Origin of the sequence: Paenarthrobacter sp. TYUT067 (genome assembly GCF_023656375.1) — a bacterium.
Lineage (GTDB): Bacteria > Actinomycetota > Actinomycetes > Actinomycetales > Micrococcaceae > Arthrobacter.
Map to the genome: position 1 here is coordinate 56,961 of NZ_JAMOIT010000001.1, position 19,131 is coordinate 76,091.

Consider the following 19,131-nt stretch of genomic DNA (forward strand, 5'->3'; position numbering starts at 1 on the left):
TTACCTTCTCCCGAAAGGAACCTCATGTCCCGCATTCTTATGGTTGTTTCAGCAGCCGATTCTCTGGAACTCGCTGACGGCACCCTCCACCCCACGGGCGTATGGGCCGAGGAACTCGTAGTGGCCCATAAAGCCCTCAAAGCCTCCGGCGCAGCCATCACCATCGCCAGCCCGGGCGGAAAGAAATCAACAGTGGACCCTGGCTCGTTGAACCCGGACATCGTCGGCAACGAGGAAAAGGTTGAGGAGTTCAAGCAGTACATCGGGGAAATAGCAGACGAACTCGAAACCCCCAACTCCCTCGGCTCCGTCAATGTGGCCGAGTTCGACGCCGTCGTTCTGCCGGGCGGGCACGGTCCCATGGCCGATCTTGCCACGGACGCCCAGCTCGGTGCCTTGCTCGTAGCGGCGGACCAAAGCGGAAAAATCATCGCTCCCTTCTGCCACGGCCCCGCGGGCTTGCTCAGTGCTACTGCCCCGGACGGCAGCTTCGCTTTCGCTGGCCGTGAGCTGACGGTATTCACAGACGAGGAAGAGCTCGCCGGCGGCACCGGCGAGAAAACCCCCTGGCTGGTCGCCACCACGCTCGCCGAGCGGGGCGCGATCGTGAAGGCGGGCCCTGCATGGAGCAGCTACGTGGTCCGCGACGGCAACCTCATCAGCGGTCAGAACCCGCAGTCCAGCGAGGCTGTGGCGGCCGCCGTCGTCTCCGCACTCACCGAGTAAACTCAGCCGCTAAGAACCGCCAACGACGGCGACCCGTCCGGACCGCTGTTAACCGCGGCGCGGAGGCGTCGCCGTCGTTTAGCTCTATCCTCCCTACCCAACAATGGCAATACTAAGACTGTGAAAGAGCGGTCAGATCGAGCGTCCGAACGCCTCCGGAATTGGCTGAAGGCGCTCGGATCCATAGGTTCTGCAGTGAACCAGGGAGTATCCGTTGACGAGCTTCTGACCATGGTGGCCAGAACCGCCAGCGAATTGATGAGTTACGATTTTTCCTCGGTGACAGTCCCCGATGCCACAGGTACGGTCCTGCAGATCCGAGGTTCCTACGGCCTCTCCGATGAGTACATCCGGGACGTCAACTCACTCCACCCGATCCGCTTGCGAGGCACGTCCTTGCGCTCCCCGTCCAGCCAGGCCTTCGCTATGGGCATCCCCATCCAAATCCAGGATGCCGGCACCGATCCGTCCATCGGCCCATGGGCCCCGGCAGCGCTGGAGCAAGGGTACACGTCGATGATCGCTATCCCGCTCAACGCCCCGGGCGGCACCTTGGGGATCCTCAATTGCTTCACACGGCGGGCCCATTACTTCGACGCCGACGAAGTTTCGCTGCTTGCGGTCCTGGCAGACCAAGCTGCAATCGCCATCAACACCGCCCGGCTTCGCGCCGAACAAGCCAGCACCATTACTAAACTGAATACGCTGAATCAGACGTTGGAGGAACAATATGAGCTCCAACGACAAGTTGCTGACGTTCACCACCGGCTTACGTCATTGGCTCTCAGCGGAGGTGGCTTGGATGACATAGGAACAGCGCTCTCGGCGCTGCTTTCACGCGCCGTGGTGATTCGAAGCGGCCACGAAACGGTGAAGTGTGGCTCCTCTTTTGGGTCGGACATGCAGTTGGAAGCGCTGATGCATGAGGCAACCCAAGGCGTTAAACATCCCGTAAAAGCCGGCACAGGCCTTTCCAACGTAATGCTATCCCTCGGTGATGGGTCACGAGCCTCTGCCGTTCGTGCTGCAGTGGTGGTCAAGGAAGAAGTCGTAGCCTGGATGTGGACTATCGGCAGCGTAGAAGAATTCACCCCGGTGAACCTGAGAGCGATCGAGCACGCAGCCACAGTTCTTGCTTTGGAACTCCTGAGCGCCCGAAGCGCCGCCGAAGCGGCTTGGCACGAGGCGGGGGAAATCCTCAGGGAGATCCTTACCACCCGGGGTCCGCTGACAGCCTCACTCATCACACAGGCTGCGCGGATGGGGCACGATCTATCCCAACCGCATGCCCTCATCCTTTCGTCTGGAATCCCGAAGAACACCACTGGCCTGCAGGAGCGGGTCGCTGCCGCGGTTCACCACCGGGTGGGGTACACCGGTCCCCAACCGTTGCTGGGCTTTCACCAGGATTTTCTTGTCACGCTGTGGCCTTTAGGGGATAGCCCGATGGAGTCCGTCCGCCCCGTCGCAGAAGGTTTGCGCCTCGTCCTGAGGGACGGCGGTGAGGGAATCGAGAGCTCCCTTTCGGTACTTACGGGGCCGATATCCGGCCTGCAAGGTTACCTCGAGGCGTTCTCCGTGGCCCGCGGTGCGGACCATTTGGCCCGGCTCAGGGGAATCGGCGGGCGAACCCTGCTCGTGTCCGATTTGGGGACGGCGGGGCTATTGCTTCAGGTGCCGGACTCCTCCAAGGTTCGATCCTTTTGCGAGGAAGTCCTGGGGCCCTTACGCCGGCATGACTCGTCCCGACGGACAACACTGCTTCAGACGCTCAGGACCTTGATGCGGAACAACCTGGACGAGGGCGTGACAGCCGCACAGCTATCACTGGACATGGATGCGATCGCCAGGGACCGACGGTTGGTCGAGAAACTCCTGGGTGGGGAGCTGACGAATGTGGCCACCTTGACCCATCTCGCCACCGCTTTGGAGCTGGAGGATGTTCTAACCGCGCTTGATACAGGGGCACACTAAACCTGGTCCCACGAGAGTCACTTGTCACACGAAGGATACTTGCGGCAAAGTGCGCACCAGGGGTGCCAGTTCAGCAATTCCTTCGGCCTCCGTCAGGGCCTGTTCCAGGGCGCATTCATGCACGGGCCGGGCTGAAGCGAGCAATTCGCTCCCTTCGCTTGTGAGCTCGGTGTAGATGCCGCGCCTGTCATCGGCACAGAGGATCCGCCGCAATAGTCCGCGCTGCTCAAGCCTGTTCACCAGGCGCGTCGTTGCGCTGGGAGAGAGAGCCGTGGCCCGCGCCAGCTGCTGCATGCGCATGTGCCATCCGTCTTGCCGGCCCAAAGCGTCCAGGACGGTGTACTCAACCACGGACAGGTCCGCCGTAGTTTGGAGGGCTTGTTCAAGCGCTCCTTCAATCAGCCCATGGAGGGCCGTCAACGTTCTCCAGCCTTGGGTGCGCACCTCTCCGGCGTCGTCTTTGATGCTCATGGTTGTTCCTTTCGAGACGGCGGTGACGCCGAGATAGAGATAGTTGCTTGCGCGCTATATTTTCGTGTGCAATGATTTATCCAGCGCCTGCAACTAACAGCTTACGCGCACTATCCTCTTCAGTACAGTATTTTTGGGAGATTGTTATGCCTATCGGACTAATCGCTTTGGCCTTGGGAGGCTTTGGCATCGGGCTCACAGAGTTCGTCATCATGGGGCTTCTACCCGAAGTTGCCTCTGATTTCAGCGTGAGCGAGGCGACCGCCGGCTGGCTGATCTCGGGTTACGCCCTCGCCGTGGTGGTGGGCGCATTACTTCTGACCCTGGCGATGTCGCGCATGGACAGGAAAACGGCCCTTGCCATACTCTTGGGTGTCTTCATCGTAGGAAACGTCTTATCGGCGTTCGCTCCGGACTACTGGACCATGATGGCGGGCCGGATCATTGCCGCATTGGCCCACGGAGCGTTCTTTGGCATCGGTTCCGTCGTCGCAGCCGGCATGGTGGACCGCACCAAGAAGGCCGCTGCTATTGCCATCATGTTTACCGGCCTCACCGCCGCCAACGTCCTTGGAGTGCCGTTCGGCACCATGCTGGGACAAGCAGCAGGCTGGCGCTCCACTTTCTGGGCCATCAGCGTGATCGGCATCTTGGCTCTCGTGGGAATCCTTACCTTGGTCCCCCGCCCCAAGGACGCCGACTCCACTGAGTCCACGAGCCTTCGCAGCGAGCTCAGGGCGTTCAAGTCGGGGCAGGTTTGGCTGTCCATTGCCGTCACCATCCTGGGATACGGCGGAATGTTTGGAGCCTTTACCTACATTGCCTTCACGCTGACCGAGGTCTCGCACTTCACGGCCGCCACCGTCCCCTGGTTGCTAATCCTCTTCGGTGTGGGACTCTTCGTGGGAAACGCCCTTGGAGGAAAGGCTGCTGACCGAAACGTGGACCGGACTTTGCTGGTGATACTTTCCGTGCTGCTTGTGGTCCTGGTGGCGTTTGCCCTGACCGCGGACAACCAGCCTCTTGCCATCGTGTCCTTGGTACTCATGGGCGGATTCGGCTTTGCTACCGTCCCAGGTCTGCAAATGCGCGTCATGGCCTATGCCAAGAGTGCCCCCACCCTGGCATCCGGGGCAAACATTGGCGCATTCAACGTAGGCAACGCTTTGGGAGCCTGGCTGGGCGGCGTCACCATCACCGCGGGCCTCGGCTATACCTCCCCTATTTGGGCAGGCGCGGGGATCACGCTACTTGGGCTCATCGTCATGGTGTTCGCTGCGATAGCCGCCCGACGCGCCGCCCAGCGAGTGGCACAATCCCCCGCAGAACAGCAAACAACCGAGCAGCACCTCGCGGGATCCCAGCTCTAGCCCTCCCCCGTATCGAGAGATGATCATGACCTTGGAAACAGCCCCCTTCACTGCTCCTTTGCCCGCCCTTGATGCCCTCTGCCGGAACGGCGCCGGCTTGAGTATCGGCGTCGAGTTCCCGCTGGACAACGACTTTGCCCGGCATGGTCGGCCAGGGTCCACCGGACAGTTCGGCATTCCGGACCTGACCCACCAGCGCCGCAGGGCCGAACTGGCGGACCGGCTGGGCTTTAAGGCCCTATGGCTGCGCGATGTTCCCCTTTGGGTTCCAGCCTTTGGTGACGCCGGTCAGGTGTTTGACCCGTTCCCGTATCTGGGGTACCTGGCGGGGGTCACGGATTCGATCCTGCTGGGAACAGCCGCGGTGGTCTTGCCTCTGCGCAATCCGCTGCACGTGGCCAAGATGGCCGCCTCCATTGATCAGCTGTCCGGAGGCCGCCTCATACTCGGGGTTGCCTCAGGCGACCGGCCCAACGAATATCCAGCGTTCGACGCCGATTTCGACTCCCGCGGGGAGCGGTTCCGTTCGTCAGTAAACGCCATCCGGACGGCCTGGCGGGAGAGTTTGGGACCGGAGGACACCGTGAAGGTCCTGCCCCCGCCCGCCCAGGACCCCATTCCATTGGTAGCAGTGGGACGCGCACAACAAACCACTGACTGGATCGCCTCCACCATGGACGGCTACATGACCTACCACCGTCCCGGGCCCCTGATGCAACCAGTCGTGAACCGCTGGAACCACGCAGTCCCGGACGGCCAGCACAAGCCCTTGCTGACAACCATGCTGCTTGACTTGGTGGAGGATCCCCGGGCGCCCGCCGAACCGATCCGGTTTGGCGCCCGCCTGGGTCGCAACTCCCTTGCCCGGTACCTCGAGGAGCTGGAGGCATCCGGCGTCGGGCATGTGGCGCTGAATTTCCGACCCAGCCAGCGCCCCGTCGAAGACGCGCTGGAGGAAGTTGCGAAGCACGTCCTGCCGGCTTTTTCCTAGGGGAAGATCGAGTCGACATATCCACCGTCTACCCTCAAGGCGCCTCCCGTGGTGGCCGAGGCCTGAGGCGAGCTGAGGTAGACCACCATATTGGCAATCTCCAGCGGGTCGATGAGCCGTTTAATCAGGGAGGCCGAGCGCTCGGTGGACATGAATTTCTCCTCGGCTTCATCCCAGGACATATCCGTGCCAAACTTCTCTCCGATGAAGCGGACGGCGCCATCGGTCTTTGTGGGCCCTGCGATCACCGAATTCACCGTCACGCCGGAGCCCGCGGCAACCTTGGCGTAGCCCCTAGCTGCGGCGACCAGGGCAGTTTTGGAAACGCCATAGTGCAGCATGTCATGCGGCACGGAGATGGCTGCATCGCTGGCGAGGTAGAGAACCCTCCCCCATTGTTGACGCATCATGGCTGGCAGGAGGGCCCGCGTCAGCCGAACAGCGGAAAGGAGGTTGACGTCCAGGTACTCTTGCCAGTCCTCGTCCGTAATATCTAACGCATCCTTCGACTCGTAGATACCGAGGTTGTTCACCAGGATGTCCACTCCTCCTACCTCGCTGGCGAGGTACGCAACCCCCTGCTTGGTGCCGAGGTCCCCAGCGACAGTCCTGGGCTTGCGGACATCAGCGACAGCCGAGATGTCGGCAGCGGCGCTGTCCAGCGAATCCTGGCTGCGACCGCTGAGCACCACCGTCGCTCCGGCCTTGGTCAGCTCCTTGGCGATGGCCAAACCAATACCTTGGGAAGAGCCTGTAACCAAAGCGGTCTTACCGGTGAGATCTATCTTCATGGTGAATGGAATCCCTTCGAAACGACTGTCGAGTGAAGTACTCTGTTTTCTATGCTACGGACAAACTGTCCGCATTGCGATAGATGCGTCGCTGATTTCTTTGGCGTTCAGGCGCAGGGCTTGATGAAAGTGGAGTAGGAAATGGATCAGAATCGATTCCTGGGAAAAACAGTCATGGTCACGGGCGCTGGGTCCGGGTTGGGCGCTGCTGTCTTCAAGAGGTTCCTCCTTGAAGGAGCAAACGTAATCGGCGTGGACCTCAGCGCAGAATCAATGGAGCGGTTCCGTGAGCGGAACTCCGTCCTGTCCGGTCAAATGACGCTCAAAGTTGCCGACGTCAGTGACTCCGATGCTATCGAAGCAATCATCAATGAAAGCGTGGAAGAATTAGGCGCGTTGGATGTCTTGGTCAACAACGCTGGAATAGCTCCGACCGGGCCCGCAGCGGCTACATCGAACGAACTTTGGCGGTCCGTCATGAAGGTCAACGTGGATGGTTTGTTTTACGCCACACGGGCGGCACTCCCGCACCTGATCCGGTCCCAAGGCAACATTGTCAATACCGCAAGCGTCTCGGGCATTGGCGCGGATTACAACTATGCCGCCTATGATGCCTCGAAGGGTGCCGTCATCAACTTCACGCGCAGCGTGGCGGTCGATTATGCCCAACGGGGTGTGCGCTGCAACGCCGTGGCACCGGGGCCAGTCCTCACGCCCTTGCTGCAGAAGAACCTCGACTCCACCGCGGGACTGAAGGAGGCATTCGGGCGCTCCATCCCCCTGGGCCGCATAGCGGCATCCGAAGAAATAGCACCGGTCTTTACCTTCTTAGCCTCGTCTGATGCCTCTTATGTCAACGGGCACATCCTCACCGCGGATGGTGGCGTGACGGCCTGGAACGGCCAGCCCAATCCCAACGACCTTTAGACATGACCGCGGCTCCCGGAATCGCATCGGTTACTCCGAGACGGTTCCGGGTGACCTAACGCAATGCGTCAAGGTCCGACGACCCACGCGGGCACGCGGCTAGACTCTCTCTCGGTATATTCGACTGATGCTGGGGGAAGCTTGTCCGATACATCACCTGACACGTCAACAGGGTCTCCACCGGACGCAGGCGCAGGCGCGTGCGAATCTGTGGAAAGTACTCAAACGGAACGGATCTCCAGCGTTATCGCTGGATTGTTCGTACTCGTGGCCGTTCTGATCGCCGCACTTCGAGGGCTCTTGGCCTGGGATGGGAACGAAGACCGAATGCTCGGCCTCGCCTTATGGGTGGTTGTCATTTCGGGAGGCCCCGTGATCATTATGGTTCTCATCCAACGTCTCTGGAGACATCGCTTTCGAGCCCCGAGCGGACGTGAAATCTGGGCCGACTTTTCGATTGGCCTGATCGGAATACCTATCTCCATCCCACTGCTGGTTGTTGGCTTGGACGGGAAGCTCTTCACATGGTCTGATTCCTTGATACCGGCGTTGCTGCTGGTCGTGGCCACGATGACGCCCGCCATTCGCCCTCGCAGCAAGTAGTGCCCCGCTGCGCCCCTATCCGGGTGCCGGAACGAAAAGCTCCCTGCGCAAATCGCGCAGGGAGCTTCGCTGGGTCAAAGTGTCAATCAAGTCCGTTTGAGAGGAAGATTGCCACGGTCGCTGATGACGGCCAGCACAATAACCACTCCAATGACCACGGGTTGGAGATTCGGCGACACGTTCAACAGGGTAAGCCCGTTGTTGAGAACTCCGATGATGAGAAGACCTATGAACGTACTGAACATCGAGCCAACACCACCTGACAGACTGGCACCACCGATGACTACTGCCGCGATCACGCTTAGGAGATCTGAAGCACTGCCCGCGGTTGGCTGGGCTGAATCCAGCCGAGCTCCCACAGCCAGGCCCGCCAATGCGGCCAAAAAACCGGCGATGACGTACACGCGTGCCTGGGCCAGCCTCACACTGATGCCGGAGAGGCGGGCGACCTCTTCATTGCCGCCGATGGCGTAGAGCTGCCTTCCGGAGGGCCGGTACCGCAACCAGAGCGCTGCGAGGACGAAGACCAGCAGCATCAGATACACCTGCAAAGGTATGCCCAGCAGACGCGTCCGAGACAGGCCGAGGAACCACTCAGGGAAGCCGATAACCGGGTTCCCGTTAGTGATGTACAAAGCGAGCCCCGCCCCGGCAAACATGGTTGCCAACGTGGCGATAAATGGCTGGACGTGCCCGAAAGTCACCAAGAGTCCGTTCACCAGGCCGATGAAAGCCCCAAGAATGAGCCCGCAGACCATGGCGAGCCAAAACGGCAAACCTATTTCCTTGTAAAGGAATGCGGTAGCCATGAACGACAATGCCATGGTGGAGCCCACAGACAGGTCAATGCCTCCCAGGATAATGACCAAGGCGGCACCTACGGCCATCATGCCGATGTAGGAAACCTGGCTGAGGACGTTGATGAGGTTGTTCGGCGTCAGGAAGTAGGGCGAGAGCAGGGACATTGCGATGCAGATGACCACAAGCCCTATCACCGGTCCCGGAATATTCTTGGCGAGCTGCTTGATTCTCGTTTGCCATGGCTCCTGGCCAATACCTGAGCCGGTATTCGCCCGGGCGCCTGGCTCGACTTTAGGGCCGACGGTGTTTGTAGAGGGCACAGTCTTATCTTTCTTTTTTGAAGGGTATGGGTGCGCTACGGCACTGAGAGTTCCATGACACGGTCAGGGAGGGCCTCCTCACGGCTGAGAATGCCGCGCTGCTGCCCCCCTGCCATGACGAGTACACGATGAGAGAGTCCGAGGACCTCTTCGAGCTCTGAGGAGACAACGATGATGGCTACCCCGTCGGCGGCCAGTTTGCGAACAATTTCATAGATTGCGGCCTTTGCGCCGACATCCACGCCCCGCGTGGGCTCGTCGAGGATGAGGACCTTTGGTTTCCGCACTAGCCACTTCGCCAGGAGGACTTTCTGCTGGTTTCCTCCGGAGAGGAAAAGGACAGGAATGTCCAGGTTCCCGCGGATGTCCAACTCCTTTGCCTGTGCGCGCTCGACGCGCTTCACGGTCCTACTGGACACGAAACCACTGGGGGTCAGCGTCTTTTCCCACGGCAGGACCATGTTCTCGCCTCCGCTTCTACCCAGGTTCAGTCCCTGGCCTTTGCGGTCCTCGGGAACCATGAAAATGCCTTGTCGAATGGCACTGGCAACGTTGCTGATCTTCACCTCTTTGCCGTCGACGGCAATCGTGCCGGCGTCCGCACGATCGGCACCGGCAAGGGTCCGGACAACTTCAGTGCGGCCTGCTCCTACAAGACCAGACATCCCAAGAATCTCCCCCTTGCGCACAGAAAAGGAGATATCGCTGAACGCTCCGTGGCGAGCCAAGTTCTTGACCTCCAGCACGACATCCGGCTCAGCGGGTTGAGGGGCCTCGTGTGCGTACACGAACTCGCGGCCCACCATGGCGCGGATCATCTGGTCCTTGCTGACATCGCCTGTGTCCCAGGCCATTGCCCTGTGCCCGTCGCGGAGGCAAAGAATTTCGTCAGCTATAGCCGAGATTTCGTCCAAGCGATGGCTGATGTAAATGACGCCCGCACCCCGGTCACGAAGGACCCTGATTTGGTCGAGAACCTTCTCGGTTTCCTCCTGCCCCAAAGAAGCTGACGGTTCGTCAAAGATCACGTATGACGGGTCCCGCAGGATGGCCTTTGCGATCTCTATTTCCTGCTGCGCGGCCATCGAGAGTCCAGCTACGGGCCGCCGCGGATTGATCTTGGCTCCTAAAACGGCCAGGGCCGCCTCGGCCTGCTCAGCCATGGAGGCTGTGTCCACGCGGCCCCGCTTCTTCGGCCATCGCCCCAGGAACATGTTTTCGGCAACGCTGAGCCGCGGGACCATCTTGATTTCCTGATGAATAATGGCCACGCCGCTGTTTAGCGCAGAAGCCGGACCCGTCGGGGCGTAGGGAAGTCCATTCAGGAACATCTCTCCAGCATCCGGTGACTTGATGCCCGCCAGTATGGAGCTGAGGGTGGATTTACCTGCGCCGTTTTCCCCGATGAATCCAAGAACCGTGCCTGCTCTCAGGGTGATGTCCACTCCATGCAGCACAGTGTTGCCGCCGTACTGTTTCGTGAGGCCTATGCCCCGGAGTGCCTTGGGCTCCTCGGTCAGCGATCCTCCATTGAGAGGTACCGGTCCCGTGCTGAGGATTGACATGTTTTCCTTCTTAGTTTGGGTAGCTCCGGCCCGCCCGCGCTGCGGGCAGGCCGGACTTCTGCTATTTCGCGGGGCCGTAGTATCCGGCGGAACGAGCCTCTTCAAGGTTTTCCTTGGTAACCAGGACCGTGGGCTGCAGCTGTTCTTTCTCAATGGACCCGGCCTCACCGTTCATGGCTTTGATGGCCGTGCGGACAGCAAGCTCACCCATTTGATACGGCTCCTGCGACATCGTGGCCAAAACCTGACCGGACTCGATGGCGTCGTAAACCTGCGGGAAGCCGTCCACGCTGACGATCTTGAGGTTGGAGCGGCCGGCTTGGGCTGCCGCCTTAGCCGCACCGAGGGCCATTCCATCGTTCTGGGCGAAGATTGCCTGCAGCTCAGGATTGGCAGTCAGCACGTCTTGTGCCACGTTGTAGGCCTTGTTTTCGTCCCAGTCAGCGTTGGTGGTGGAGACCACTTTGATGTCTGGATTCTTCTCAAGAATGCTTGCGCATCCCTTGGAACGCTCAATTTCAGTGGAGGAACCGAGGACACCCTTGATGATGGCGAGGTTGCCCTTGCCGCCCATCTGCTTGGCCAGGTAGTCACACAGCTCAGTGGATGCCTTGACGCTATCGCTGCCGATGAATGTGGTGACATCGCCTTGAGGGCGCTGGTCGATGGCAATGACGGGGATGTTGGCGCCCTTTGCCTCAGCCACTCCCGCTGCGCCGGCTGTTGCATCCTGCATGGCGAAGATAACTGCGCCGACTTGCTGCGTCACCAGGTTCTGGACCTGGTTGACCTGCTGCGACGAATTGCCATTCGCGTTGAGGACCACAAGCTCGTAGCCTTCATCGGCAGCAGCCTTCTTCATGCCGTCAACGGCTGCAACATAAAAGAGGGAATGAAATTCAGGCATGGAAACACCGATTGTCTTCTTGCCCGACCCGCCTGCGTTGGCGGCGTTGTCCGCACTGCAACCAGTCAGCGCCAAGGCGGCTGTGGCGAGCATGGCCAGGGCGACGCCCAGTGGGCGGCGGGAACGCGGCTTCCTCTGCTGTCCAACGTGGGCTGGTTCTGTTTGCGCTGAGCGGCTTGATTCGTTCATCACGATGGGCCTTACCTCTCTGTAAGAAAATCTCGAACGGTGATGAGTGTTGGGGTGTGGCTCTTCGCAGGGTGGGTGTGTAGCGGGTTGTACCGCGGTGCCGGCGATCAGGCCGGGAACCTGCGAAGATATTTCCAGTCTGTGAGGACCGTCACGATAAGTCCAAGTCAAAGATGCTTGGGTGCCGATAACCGTGGGTTATCGATCCTTCGGCGTTACAGTGCTCACCAAGCGGTGAAGCCGCCATCCACGACGAGGTCCGCGCCCGTGCAAAAACTGGCGGCAGGAGACAGGAGAAACAGTGCTGGCCCTGCCATCTCAAAAGGATCCGCAGGGCGACCCAGCGGCGTGTTCCGAGTTACGGCTTCGTCCAAAATGCTCGCCACTTCGGCGCGATCGTTCATAGGCGTTCGCGTGAAACCCGGAGAGATGGAGTTGACGCGTATGCGGTACGGCGCCCATTCGGTGGCCAGCGATTTCGACAAGTGCGCAACAGCGGCCTTGGAACTGTTGTAGTGAGACTGCAACATCTCCCGGTGGGAAACGATCCCGGAGATGGAGGCCAGATTCACGATTGCACCCCCTCCGTTCTGCCTCATGGCCCGAGCTTGCGCCTGGCAGCTGAGGAAGACCCCGGTGACATTCACACGAAAGACGCGCTCGAACTGCTCCGTGGTCATATCCTCCGCTGGGACCGCACCGGCTATTCCAGCGGAATTCACTGCCGTGGTCAGGGGCCCCAATGAGCCCTCGGTCCGTCGCACGGCAGCCTCCATCTGCTCAGCACTGGTTACGTCGGCAGCGATAAACTCAGCGTTTCTTCCCTCAGCTTCGATTGCCTCCAATGTTGCCGAAGGATCGCTGGAAGGCAGGTCAACCAAGGCCACATGACTGCCCATCTCCGCCAGGGCGATGGCGATGGCACTACCTATGCCGGACGCCCCACCCGTCACCATCGCGACGCCGTCGTCGAGCCTGAACGAGAGCTTGCCATGGCTCATATCAATGTCCTCCCGCCTCGGCGACTGCCTCCGGCCGGCAGGCAGCGGGCTGCTTGCTGCCTAGGGAAATGGACTGCCTTGAGGCCGGCTGGGCCGGTCTGTAGTGCGCCGGGCCTCCGAGTGTGGCGGCGATGCGATCCAGGGCACGCCGCGATGCATGGACTTGCGAAGACTTGACGTCCTTGACGCCGTCCACCTGCATCAGGCGGGAGCGGACCAGACCGGCAAACGTCACCGAGATTGCCGGGCATGAGTGGCAGGCGTTGTGGAAAGCAACCGTGACCACACCGTCCTCAACACCCTCGATTGTCAGGTCGCCTGAGTGGCCCTTAAGCAAGGGACGAATATAGGAGAGCGCCTCCTGAAGATCCTCGTCAAAGGGACCAATGTTCTCGGTCATGGTCACAGCAACCCCAGCTCCTTCTTCTTGAGTTCAAGATCAATCCCAAGTCCCCGGGCGAAATTCAGGCCAAAGACCTGCTCTTTGATCTCAGGGGTCAGCTCCGGGTATCCGTATTTGTCCTGGAGTTCTTCAGGCATCTCGAGGTTGGCCCAAGTGTCGATGTACGTTTGCATGTGAGGCCACAGAAACCCCTCTGATCCATAGCAAAGCTTGTCCGCGCCGACGAAGAGCAACGTCTGGCCGAGGCGGTGCAGCATGGGGTAGGGCTGGAGGTAGTACTGGTTATGCCACAGCGGAAGCATCAGGTAGATGTTGGGAAAGCGCGACGCGATGCTAACAAGTTCATCAACGTACGGATCGCCAAGGTGGTGGATACCAAAGTTCAATTCCGGGAAATCATAGGCCGCCATTTGTATGTCGTTAGGTCGGAATGCTTCCACTGGCTGCATACCCAAGGGGTATCCCTTGTGAAACTGAACCATCTTAATTCCGAGCTCAATGGCCTTCTCCCATAGTGGGTAGGCGATCTCCTTGTCATCTGCTCGCCAGTGATGGTTCTCGTCGTGATACTGGTAGAACTTGAAGCTGACAGCTCCCCATTCCTTGACCTGTCGCTCCATCTCTTCCAGAGCGAAATCCAGCCCCTGCCACACAGGGTCAACGCCACCTGTGAAGTAAAACCGGGAAGGGTTGGAAGCGGCCAGCTGATAATTCAATTCCGCTGGTCCCAAAGAGTTCTGCCACTGCCCGAAGAGCGGAACAGTGCACACCATGGCAATATCTGTGTCCGACTCCTCAAAAAGCGTCTTGTTCGCCCAGTCAACGTCCACTGGATCGTAGAAGTCGGGCTTGTCGGCCGGGCCCTTGGTTGCCATGAGCTTGTTGAACTGCCCCTGATTACTGCGGTGGGCTCGGACCTGGCGGCCGTCCCCGCCGGGCCGCACCTGCCGGTCGGTGAAGTCCTGGGTGTGAACCACGCAGTCGAAGACGAACATACCGTTTTTCATCGTTTTCCCTCCAAGGATTAATGCAGAGCTGCAGCGAAGGCGACACTCGGCATTCGGGCGTTTGAACTGCGGACGCCAAGCCGCTCGTGATCTGATGCCTCCAGCTTGTGGTGCGGCGCACAGGAAAGTCCAAGAGCTATTTCCAGCCGATCGCATAACCTATGCTTATAAGGTGACTTTGAGACAGATGGAGTACCTACTGGTAGTAGCCGAAGAGGGATCCTTTACGCGCGCCGCTGAACTCCTTCGCGTTTCACAGCCGGGCCTCAGTCAACAGATCCGTGCACTTGAGCGCGCGGCTGGTGGAGAACTTATCGAGCGGACCACCGGAACTGTGCGGCTGACGCCCGCTGGCAGGGCCTATGCAGAGCATGCACGAATTGCATTGAAGGCGGCCGAGGACGCCAGGAAGGCCGCCCGCGAGGTCCTAAGTGGAGAAGCGGGAGAACTGGTCATCGCCACGGTACTTTCGATCGCCGCCGGAATCCTCCCTCCGTCCCTGCTCCGTTGGCACACGGACAACCCCAAGATCCCGGTCACCCTATTGGAATACGCCCACAGGAGAACACTGGAAGAGTCGGTGGCCTCCGGTGCCGGCGATCTTGCCGTCGGGCCCACACCAAAGCAGTGGAGTGGCCCCGTGGTCGACCTCGGACATGAAATCTTTGTGCTGTACCTGGCTCCGGATGACCCCATCCTGAAGGAGGTCCAGCCATACGAAGGCAAAGTGCCCCAGGGTGCGCCACAGTCACGGGGAGTCCTCCCGGTGAGCGCCCTCCATACCCACTCGTGGATCACTTTCGAGGGAAACCACGGATTGGGCGAATTCATCCGTGAATACATGCAATCGGCCAACGTGACTCCAAACTTCGTGTTCCACACAGGTCAAATAGACAGCGCTGTGAAGCTTGCCGGCGCGGGTGCGGGCGTTGCCCTGCTCCCGGCAAACGCCCTGCCTCTGGACGGACCTGGGGTCGCTGTGGAGCCTTTTCCAGCTCTTACCCGCGATCTTGCTGTGTACAGCCGCACTAAGCTGTCGCCCACGGCCAAGAGATACGTGGAACTCCTGCAGAAACTTCCCGCCGTTCTTGAGCCGCCCGAAAGTCACCACCGCAAACAGAACCACTCACAGCCATAACCAACGCTCATGGGTGCCAAAACGGAGTTCTATTAGAGGCCCAGCACTTACCATGAAACGATGTTGGCGAACGTACAGTGCAGGATCCGCAGCGTCTGCTAGACGTTCAGCCGAAGGGAACTAGAATGTCTGTACTCGTCACCGGATCAACCGGGTACGTCGGACTGGCCGTTGCGTTGCGACTCAAAGCGGCGGGCCACGAGACGTTCGGGCTCACCGACACCGTCACAGGCACAAAAGTCCTGGAGTCCAGGGGAATAACTCCCATCCTGGCCACTCTCGAAGACGGCGAAACTATCCGAAATGTGACCCAGCTGGTTAGTGCGGTGGTGGATGTGTCCGGTCACCTGCCAGCGGCCAAGTTATTCCTTGCCACCTTGGAGGGCACGGGCAAGCGATACATCCGAAACAGCACCTCGAGAGTCTACGTCGACGCCTCACTCGGTTCGCTAGGCAAGATTGTCCACAAGGAGCGAAAGGCCGTATCTCCCATTCGCGGGCTGGCTGAAATTCTCGAAACGGATGCCCAGGTCCAGCAGGCTGCGGAAAGAGGCATTCACACCGCTGTCTTGCGGCCCGCAATTCCCTACGGAGAAGCCAGTGGACCGGTGATCGGTGGGCTGATTAGGCGCGCAATCAATGCGGGGCGAAGCCTCTACGTTGGCTCAGGCGCCAACAGGCAATCTCATGTGTACCTCGCGGACCTCGCGGAGTCGTTTGTCTTGGCGGTGGAGAAAGCGCCATCCGGAAGCCTGTACAACATTGCTGCCGGCGAATCCTCCGTTGCCGATATTGCTCAGGACATCGCCGCAATCTTGGGGTACCCGGGTGCAGAGTCGTGCACCATGGACGCCGCCTATGAGGCTTACGGCGTGAAATTCGTCGACGGCGTCCTGGCCAGCAACTGCCGGATTGATGCCACCAAGGCGAGAATCGAGCTTGGATGGCTGCCCAAGGGTCCCGGCCTACAGGACGAACTCCGCGAAGGCTCTTACGCCCTGATGTGGTCCTGACCCGCCCGGGTCAAGCGCCGAAAACCGGCCAACAAGAGCCATAAGCAGCGCTTTGGTCAGGCATTGCATTCTGGTCTTGGACGCCCCGCCTGGCTTCGTGGAACCATTGAGGCAAGCCCCGTCGAGGCCTCAGGATTCACCACCACCCACCAGCGCAAAATCACTCCGCCAATTCCTGACCCTCGAACCCGAGACCCGCAGCCACTAGGCAGCTAGGCTCGGTGTCCTCTGCGAATATCTGATTTGCATGAACAGAGGAAGGCATACGGATCATGAACAGAATCTTCAGTGGCAAGACTGTCCTCATTACAGGTGCCAGCCAAGGAATCGGGCTCGCCGCCGCCGAACATTTCCTCAAGGAAGGAGCGAACGTTGTTGGAATCAGCCGAGAACCAGCGGAAACGGAAATCACCACCAGCACGAATGCCGACCATTTCCTCCATATCTCCGCGGACCTGTCTCTTCCCGGGACCCCTGGGGTCGCAGTCCGCCAGGCCCTGCAACGCTTTGGCGGGATCGACGTCCTGGTCAACAATGCAGGGGCCGTAGCCGTCCGGCAGGGCTTCCTTGATGTCACCGATGAAATGTGGGAATCCACAATGGAGCTCAACTTCATGGGCTACGTCAGAATGTGCCGGGAGGTTCTTCCCCACATGCTTGAAACCGGTTCAGGATCAATCATCCATGTGGGCTCGGAAGCAGGACGAACTCCGCTGGTAGATGCTCCGGACTACAGCGTTTCAAAGGCGGCAATTTTGTCCTTGTCCAAGCTCTTGTCCCGGGAATTCGGGCCGAAAGGAATTCGGTCCAATGTTGTTGCTCCCGCACATATTTACACACCCATGTGGGATAGGCCCGGAGGTTTTCTTGACTCCCAAGCACGCAAATTCGATGTGCCACGGGATGAAGCAATCGAGGCCTTCGTGGAGGATTCAGGGCTTCCGGTGGGAAGACTGGGGACAGCCGACGACGTCGCTCCAGTAATCCTCTTCCTCGCCTCACCGGCCGCAGGCTTCATCACCGGGGCCGAATACACCGTCAACGGAGGCGTCACGACGTTTATCTGATCCTCCCTCGCCAGCTACCAAGAGGACACATCGTGACTACCCAGGAAAGCCAAGCCACCATTCCGCACGGAAGCCAGCGGGCAGGGACCGTGGTAGCCCGGAGCTTCCATGACTGGCCCGCCGAAGTTCTCCAAGACTTTCGTGACAACGCCTACAACTTCGCGGTGGGACAGCGCATACTCTCCGAAACGGAGGACGTCAGGGTGTGGGAGATCAGGCTGGATCCCGGCCATAGGCTCCCCGCTCACCGCCACGTCCTGGACTACTTCTGGACCGCTGTCAGCGCCGGACACAGTAGGCAGCACGAAGACGATGGAACCACCAGAGAGGTGGGCTACGCCGTGGGTGATACCCGTCATTTTCGCTTCGGACGCGGAGAATACCTACTTCACGATCTGGAAAACATCGGGGAGTCTCAACTGGTCTTCGTCACCGTTGAGCACAAATCCAATATCGAACAACTAAAACAACAACAGAGATAGGGCGCAGGAAACACGATGTTCTACCAACTTGTCAGCTTCACTTTCCCCGAGGACATCAGAAACGAGGCACGATCCAGTTTCGAGGACGCTTTGCGGGCGCTTCCCGGGAAGATCCCGGAACTGGAAGAGGTACGAGTCATCCGCGCCTACGATGACCTCAACGTCACCGGTTATGTGTCCGTGTTCGATTCGGAAGAGGGATACCAACGGTATCTGGAACACCCCGACCACGCACCGATTGGGGTCTTGGCCGAAAGCGTCTGCTCAGACATTCGCCGCCTCCTCCTGGACGATGACCGTCCCAGCATCCTGGCCCCAGGGCAGCAGCAAGACCCACTAAGCCACTTGGCCTAAGTAGTCCCGCAGAGAAATCACGCAAACAATAAGGAAAACCATGCATATCTTCGTCACTGGTGCCACCGGATACATCGGACAGGCCGTTTCCCAGCGGCTCCTCCAGTCCGGCCACGTCGTTAGCGGTCTCGTCCGGAGCGAAAGCGGTGCCAAGGCGCTGCGCGCCCGCGGGATCACCCCTGTACTCGGAGGGCTCGATGACTCTTCAGTCCTTCGGGAAGCAGCCTTGGCTGCAGATGCAGTTATTGATACGGCAACAGCCGATCATGCTGAATCCACCCAGGTGTTCCTCACAGCGTTGGAGGGAACCGGAAAGAAATTCATCCGCACCAGCGGAACGGGTATCTACACGGACTTGGCACAGGGCGAGCTCAACCCAACGATCTTCACCGAGGAGGTCCAGCACTCCCCCGCTGAGATTGTGGCAACGCGCTATGCCACGGACCTTGCGGTGATCGACGCCGCCAGCAGGGGTATCCACACTGTGGTTCTGCGTCCCTCCATGATCTTCGGCGATGGCGCCAGCGAACAGCTGCCATTGCTGATCCGCCAGGCCATTACGTCAGGGCGCAGCCTGTACGTCGGCCGAGGTGACAACCGTTGGTCCAACGTGTATATCGCCGACCTCGCGGAAGCCTACTTCCTGGCCTTGCACAAGGCTCCAGCCGGCAGCGCCTACAACCTGGCGGCTGGCGAAGCCCGCATGGGCGACATCGCAGAGAGAATAGCCAGGTTGGTCGGGCTCCAGGCCGCTGAATCTTGCACGCCGGAGGTCGCGTACGAGGCTTTGGGCCAGCGCTGGGTGGACGTGGCAATTTCCAGCAACAGCCGCGTTGACTCTGCGAAGGCTCGCACAGAGCTGGGCTGGAGTCCCGCAGGACCTGACCTGCTGGACGATCTTGGATCCGGCTCCTATAAGCGGATCTGGGCTTACAAGGGAGACCCGCATGACCACGTCCAAGCCGTGGCGAGCGACGATGCCCTCGAAGGTGCCGACTCCCACTAAGTGCGAAAGCGGCGTCGAACGCCAC

Annotated in this window: 20 protein-coding genes; 12 read left to right on the forward strand and 8 right to left on the reverse strand. The window is 59.9% G+C overall.

From position 1 onward, the window contains the following. Positions 1-24 precede the first annotated feature (24 nt). Together MOD31_RS00225 and MOD31_RS00230 are read left to right on the forward strand one after the other, a co-directional pair. A complete protein-coding gene (locus tag MOD31_RS00225; RefSeq protein ID WP_250819544.1) occupies positions 25-726 on the forward strand; it encodes a type 1 glutamine amidotransferase domain-containing protein in 702 nt (233 codons plus the stop codon). Between the two features lie 195 nt (positions 727-921). Then, positions 922-2,700 carry a GAF domain-containing protein gene (locus MOD31_RS00230; RefSeq protein WP_250819545.1) on the forward strand — a complete coding sequence of 593 codons (1,779 nt, stop codon included), beginning with the start codon at positions 922-924 and terminating at the stop codon, positions 2,698-2,700. A gap of 24 nt (positions 2,701-2,724) precedes the next feature. Here the strand turns inward: MOD31_RS00230 and MOD31_RS00235 are convergent, their stop codons facing one another. After that, positions 2,725-3,171: a MarR family winged helix-turn-helix transcriptional regulator gene (locus MOD31_RS00235; protein ID WP_250819546.1), complete on the reverse strand. Its 447-nt coding sequence runs from the start codon at positions 3,169-3,171 to the stop codon at positions 2,725-2,727. Positions 3,172-3,317: 146 nt separating this feature from the next. Here MOD31_RS00235 and MOD31_RS00240 point away from each other — a divergent pair, with 146 nt between their 5' ends. Then, positions 3,318-4,541: an MFS transporter gene (locus MOD31_RS00240; RefSeq protein WP_250819547.1), complete on the forward strand. Its 1,224-nt coding sequence runs from the start codon at positions 3,318-3,320 to the stop codon at positions 4,539-4,541. Between the two features lie 25 nt (positions 4,542-4,566). Beyond that, positions 4,567-5,532: an LLM class oxidoreductase gene (locus MOD31_RS00245; protein ID WP_250819548.1), complete on the forward strand. Its 966-nt coding sequence runs from the start codon at positions 4,567-4,569 to the stop codon at positions 5,530-5,532. Here MOD31_RS00245 and MOD31_RS00250 read toward each other — a convergent pair. After that, on the reverse strand, positions 5,529-6,323 hold the full coding sequence (locus tag MOD31_RS00250) for an SDR family NAD(P)-dependent oxidoreductase (RefSeq protein ID WP_250819549.1): 795 nt from the start codon (positions 6,321-6,323) through the stop codon (positions 5,529-5,531). The genes MOD31_RS00245 and MOD31_RS00250 overlap by 4 nt on opposite strands. A 141-nt stretch (positions 6,324-6,464) precedes the next feature. On the opposite strand from MOD31_RS00250, the gene MOD31_RS00255 reads away from it, so the two are divergent. Both MOD31_RS00255 and MOD31_RS00260 read left to right on the forward strand, forming a co-directional pair. Next, positions 6,465-7,250: an SDR family NAD(P)-dependent oxidoreductase gene (locus MOD31_RS00255; protein ID WP_250819550.1), complete on the forward strand. Its 786-nt coding sequence runs from the start codon at positions 6,465-6,467 to the stop codon at positions 7,248-7,250. 210 nt (positions 7,251-7,460) lie between these two features. Further along, positions 7,461-7,853, forward strand: a complete 393-nt coding sequence (locus tag MOD31_RS00260; RefSeq protein ID WP_250819551.1) for a hypothetical protein — start codon at positions 7,461-7,463, stop codon at positions 7,851-7,853. An 86-nt stretch (positions 7,854-7,939) separates the two neighbouring features. Here MOD31_RS00260 and MOD31_RS00265 read toward each other — a convergent pair whose 3' ends face one another. The 6 genes from MOD31_RS00265 to MOD31_RS00290 form a co-directional block, all read right to left on the reverse strand. Then, positions 7,940-8,974: an ABC transporter permease gene (locus MOD31_RS00265; RefSeq protein WP_250819552.1), complete on the reverse strand. Its 1,035-nt coding sequence runs from the start codon at positions 8,972-8,974 to the stop codon at positions 7,940-7,942. A 35-nt stretch (positions 8,975-9,009) separates the two neighbouring features. Further along, positions 9,010-10,539, reverse strand: a complete 1,530-nt coding sequence (locus MOD31_RS00270; RefSeq protein WP_250819553.1) for a sugar ABC transporter ATP-binding protein — start codon at positions 10,537-10,539, stop codon at positions 9,010-9,012. A 61-nt stretch (positions 10,540-10,600) separates the two neighbouring features. Next, a complete protein-coding gene (locus MOD31_RS00275) occupies positions 10,601-11,635 on the reverse strand; it encodes a substrate-binding domain-containing protein (RefSeq protein ID WP_250819554.1) in 1,035 nt (344 codons plus the stop codon). A 224-nt stretch (positions 11,636-11,859) separates the two neighbouring features. Continuing rightward, complete coding sequence (locus MOD31_RS00280; RefSeq protein ID WP_250819555.1) at positions 11,860-12,636, reverse strand: SDR family oxidoreductase; 777 nt, start codon at positions 12,634-12,636, stop codon at positions 11,860-11,862. A gap of 1 nt (position 12,637) precedes the next feature. Next, positions 12,638-13,036 carry a NifU family protein gene (locus MOD31_RS00285; RefSeq protein ID WP_250819683.1) on the reverse strand — a complete coding sequence of 133 codons (399 nt, stop codon included), beginning with the start codon at positions 13,034-13,036 and terminating at the stop codon, positions 12,638-12,640. Positions 13,037-13,038: 2 nt separating this feature from the next. Further along, positions 13,039-14,046 (reverse strand): amidohydrolase family protein, encoded by a 1,008-nt coding sequence (locus MOD31_RS00290; RefSeq protein WP_250819556.1) that lies wholly within the window; start codon positions 14,044-14,046, stop codon positions 13,039-13,041. Positions 14,047-14,218: 172 nt separating this feature from the next. Between MOD31_RS00290 and MOD31_RS00295 the strand changes: the two genes are divergently transcribed. The 6 genes from MOD31_RS00295 (at position 14,219) to MOD31_RS00320 (ending at position 19,106) form a co-directional block, all read left to right on the forward strand. After that, on the forward strand, positions 14,219-15,184 hold the full coding sequence (locus MOD31_RS00295) for a LysR family transcriptional regulator (protein WP_250819557.1): 966 nt from the start codon (positions 14,219-14,221) through the stop codon (positions 15,182-15,184). A gap of 125 nt (positions 15,185-15,309) precedes the next feature. Further along, a complete protein-coding gene (locus MOD31_RS00300) occupies positions 15,310-16,197 on the forward strand; it encodes an NAD-dependent epimerase/dehydratase family protein (RefSeq protein WP_250819558.1) in 888 nt (295 codons plus the stop codon). A 272-nt stretch (positions 16,198-16,469) separates the two neighbouring features. Then, complete coding sequence (locus MOD31_RS00305) at positions 16,470-17,264, forward strand: SDR family NAD(P)-dependent oxidoreductase (RefSeq protein WP_250819559.1); 795 nt, start codon at positions 16,470-16,472, stop codon at positions 17,262-17,264. 32 nt (positions 17,265-17,296) lie between these two features. Then, positions 17,297-17,746 (forward strand): hypothetical protein, encoded by a 450-nt coding sequence (locus tag MOD31_RS00310; RefSeq protein WP_250819560.1) that lies wholly within the window; start codon positions 17,297-17,299, stop codon positions 17,744-17,746. 15 nt (positions 17,747-17,761) lie between these two features. Then, positions 17,762-18,100 carry a Dabb family protein gene (locus MOD31_RS00315; RefSeq protein WP_250819561.1) on the forward strand — a complete coding sequence of 113 codons (339 nt, stop codon included), beginning with the start codon at positions 17,762-17,764 and terminating at the stop codon, positions 18,098-18,100. A 40-nt stretch (positions 18,101-18,140) separates the two neighbouring features. Next, positions 18,141-19,106, forward strand: a complete 966-nt coding sequence (locus MOD31_RS00320) for an NAD-dependent epimerase/dehydratase family protein (protein WP_250819562.1) — start codon at positions 18,141-18,143, stop codon at positions 19,104-19,106. The last annotated feature ends 25 nt before the right edge of the window (positions 19,107-19,131 follow it).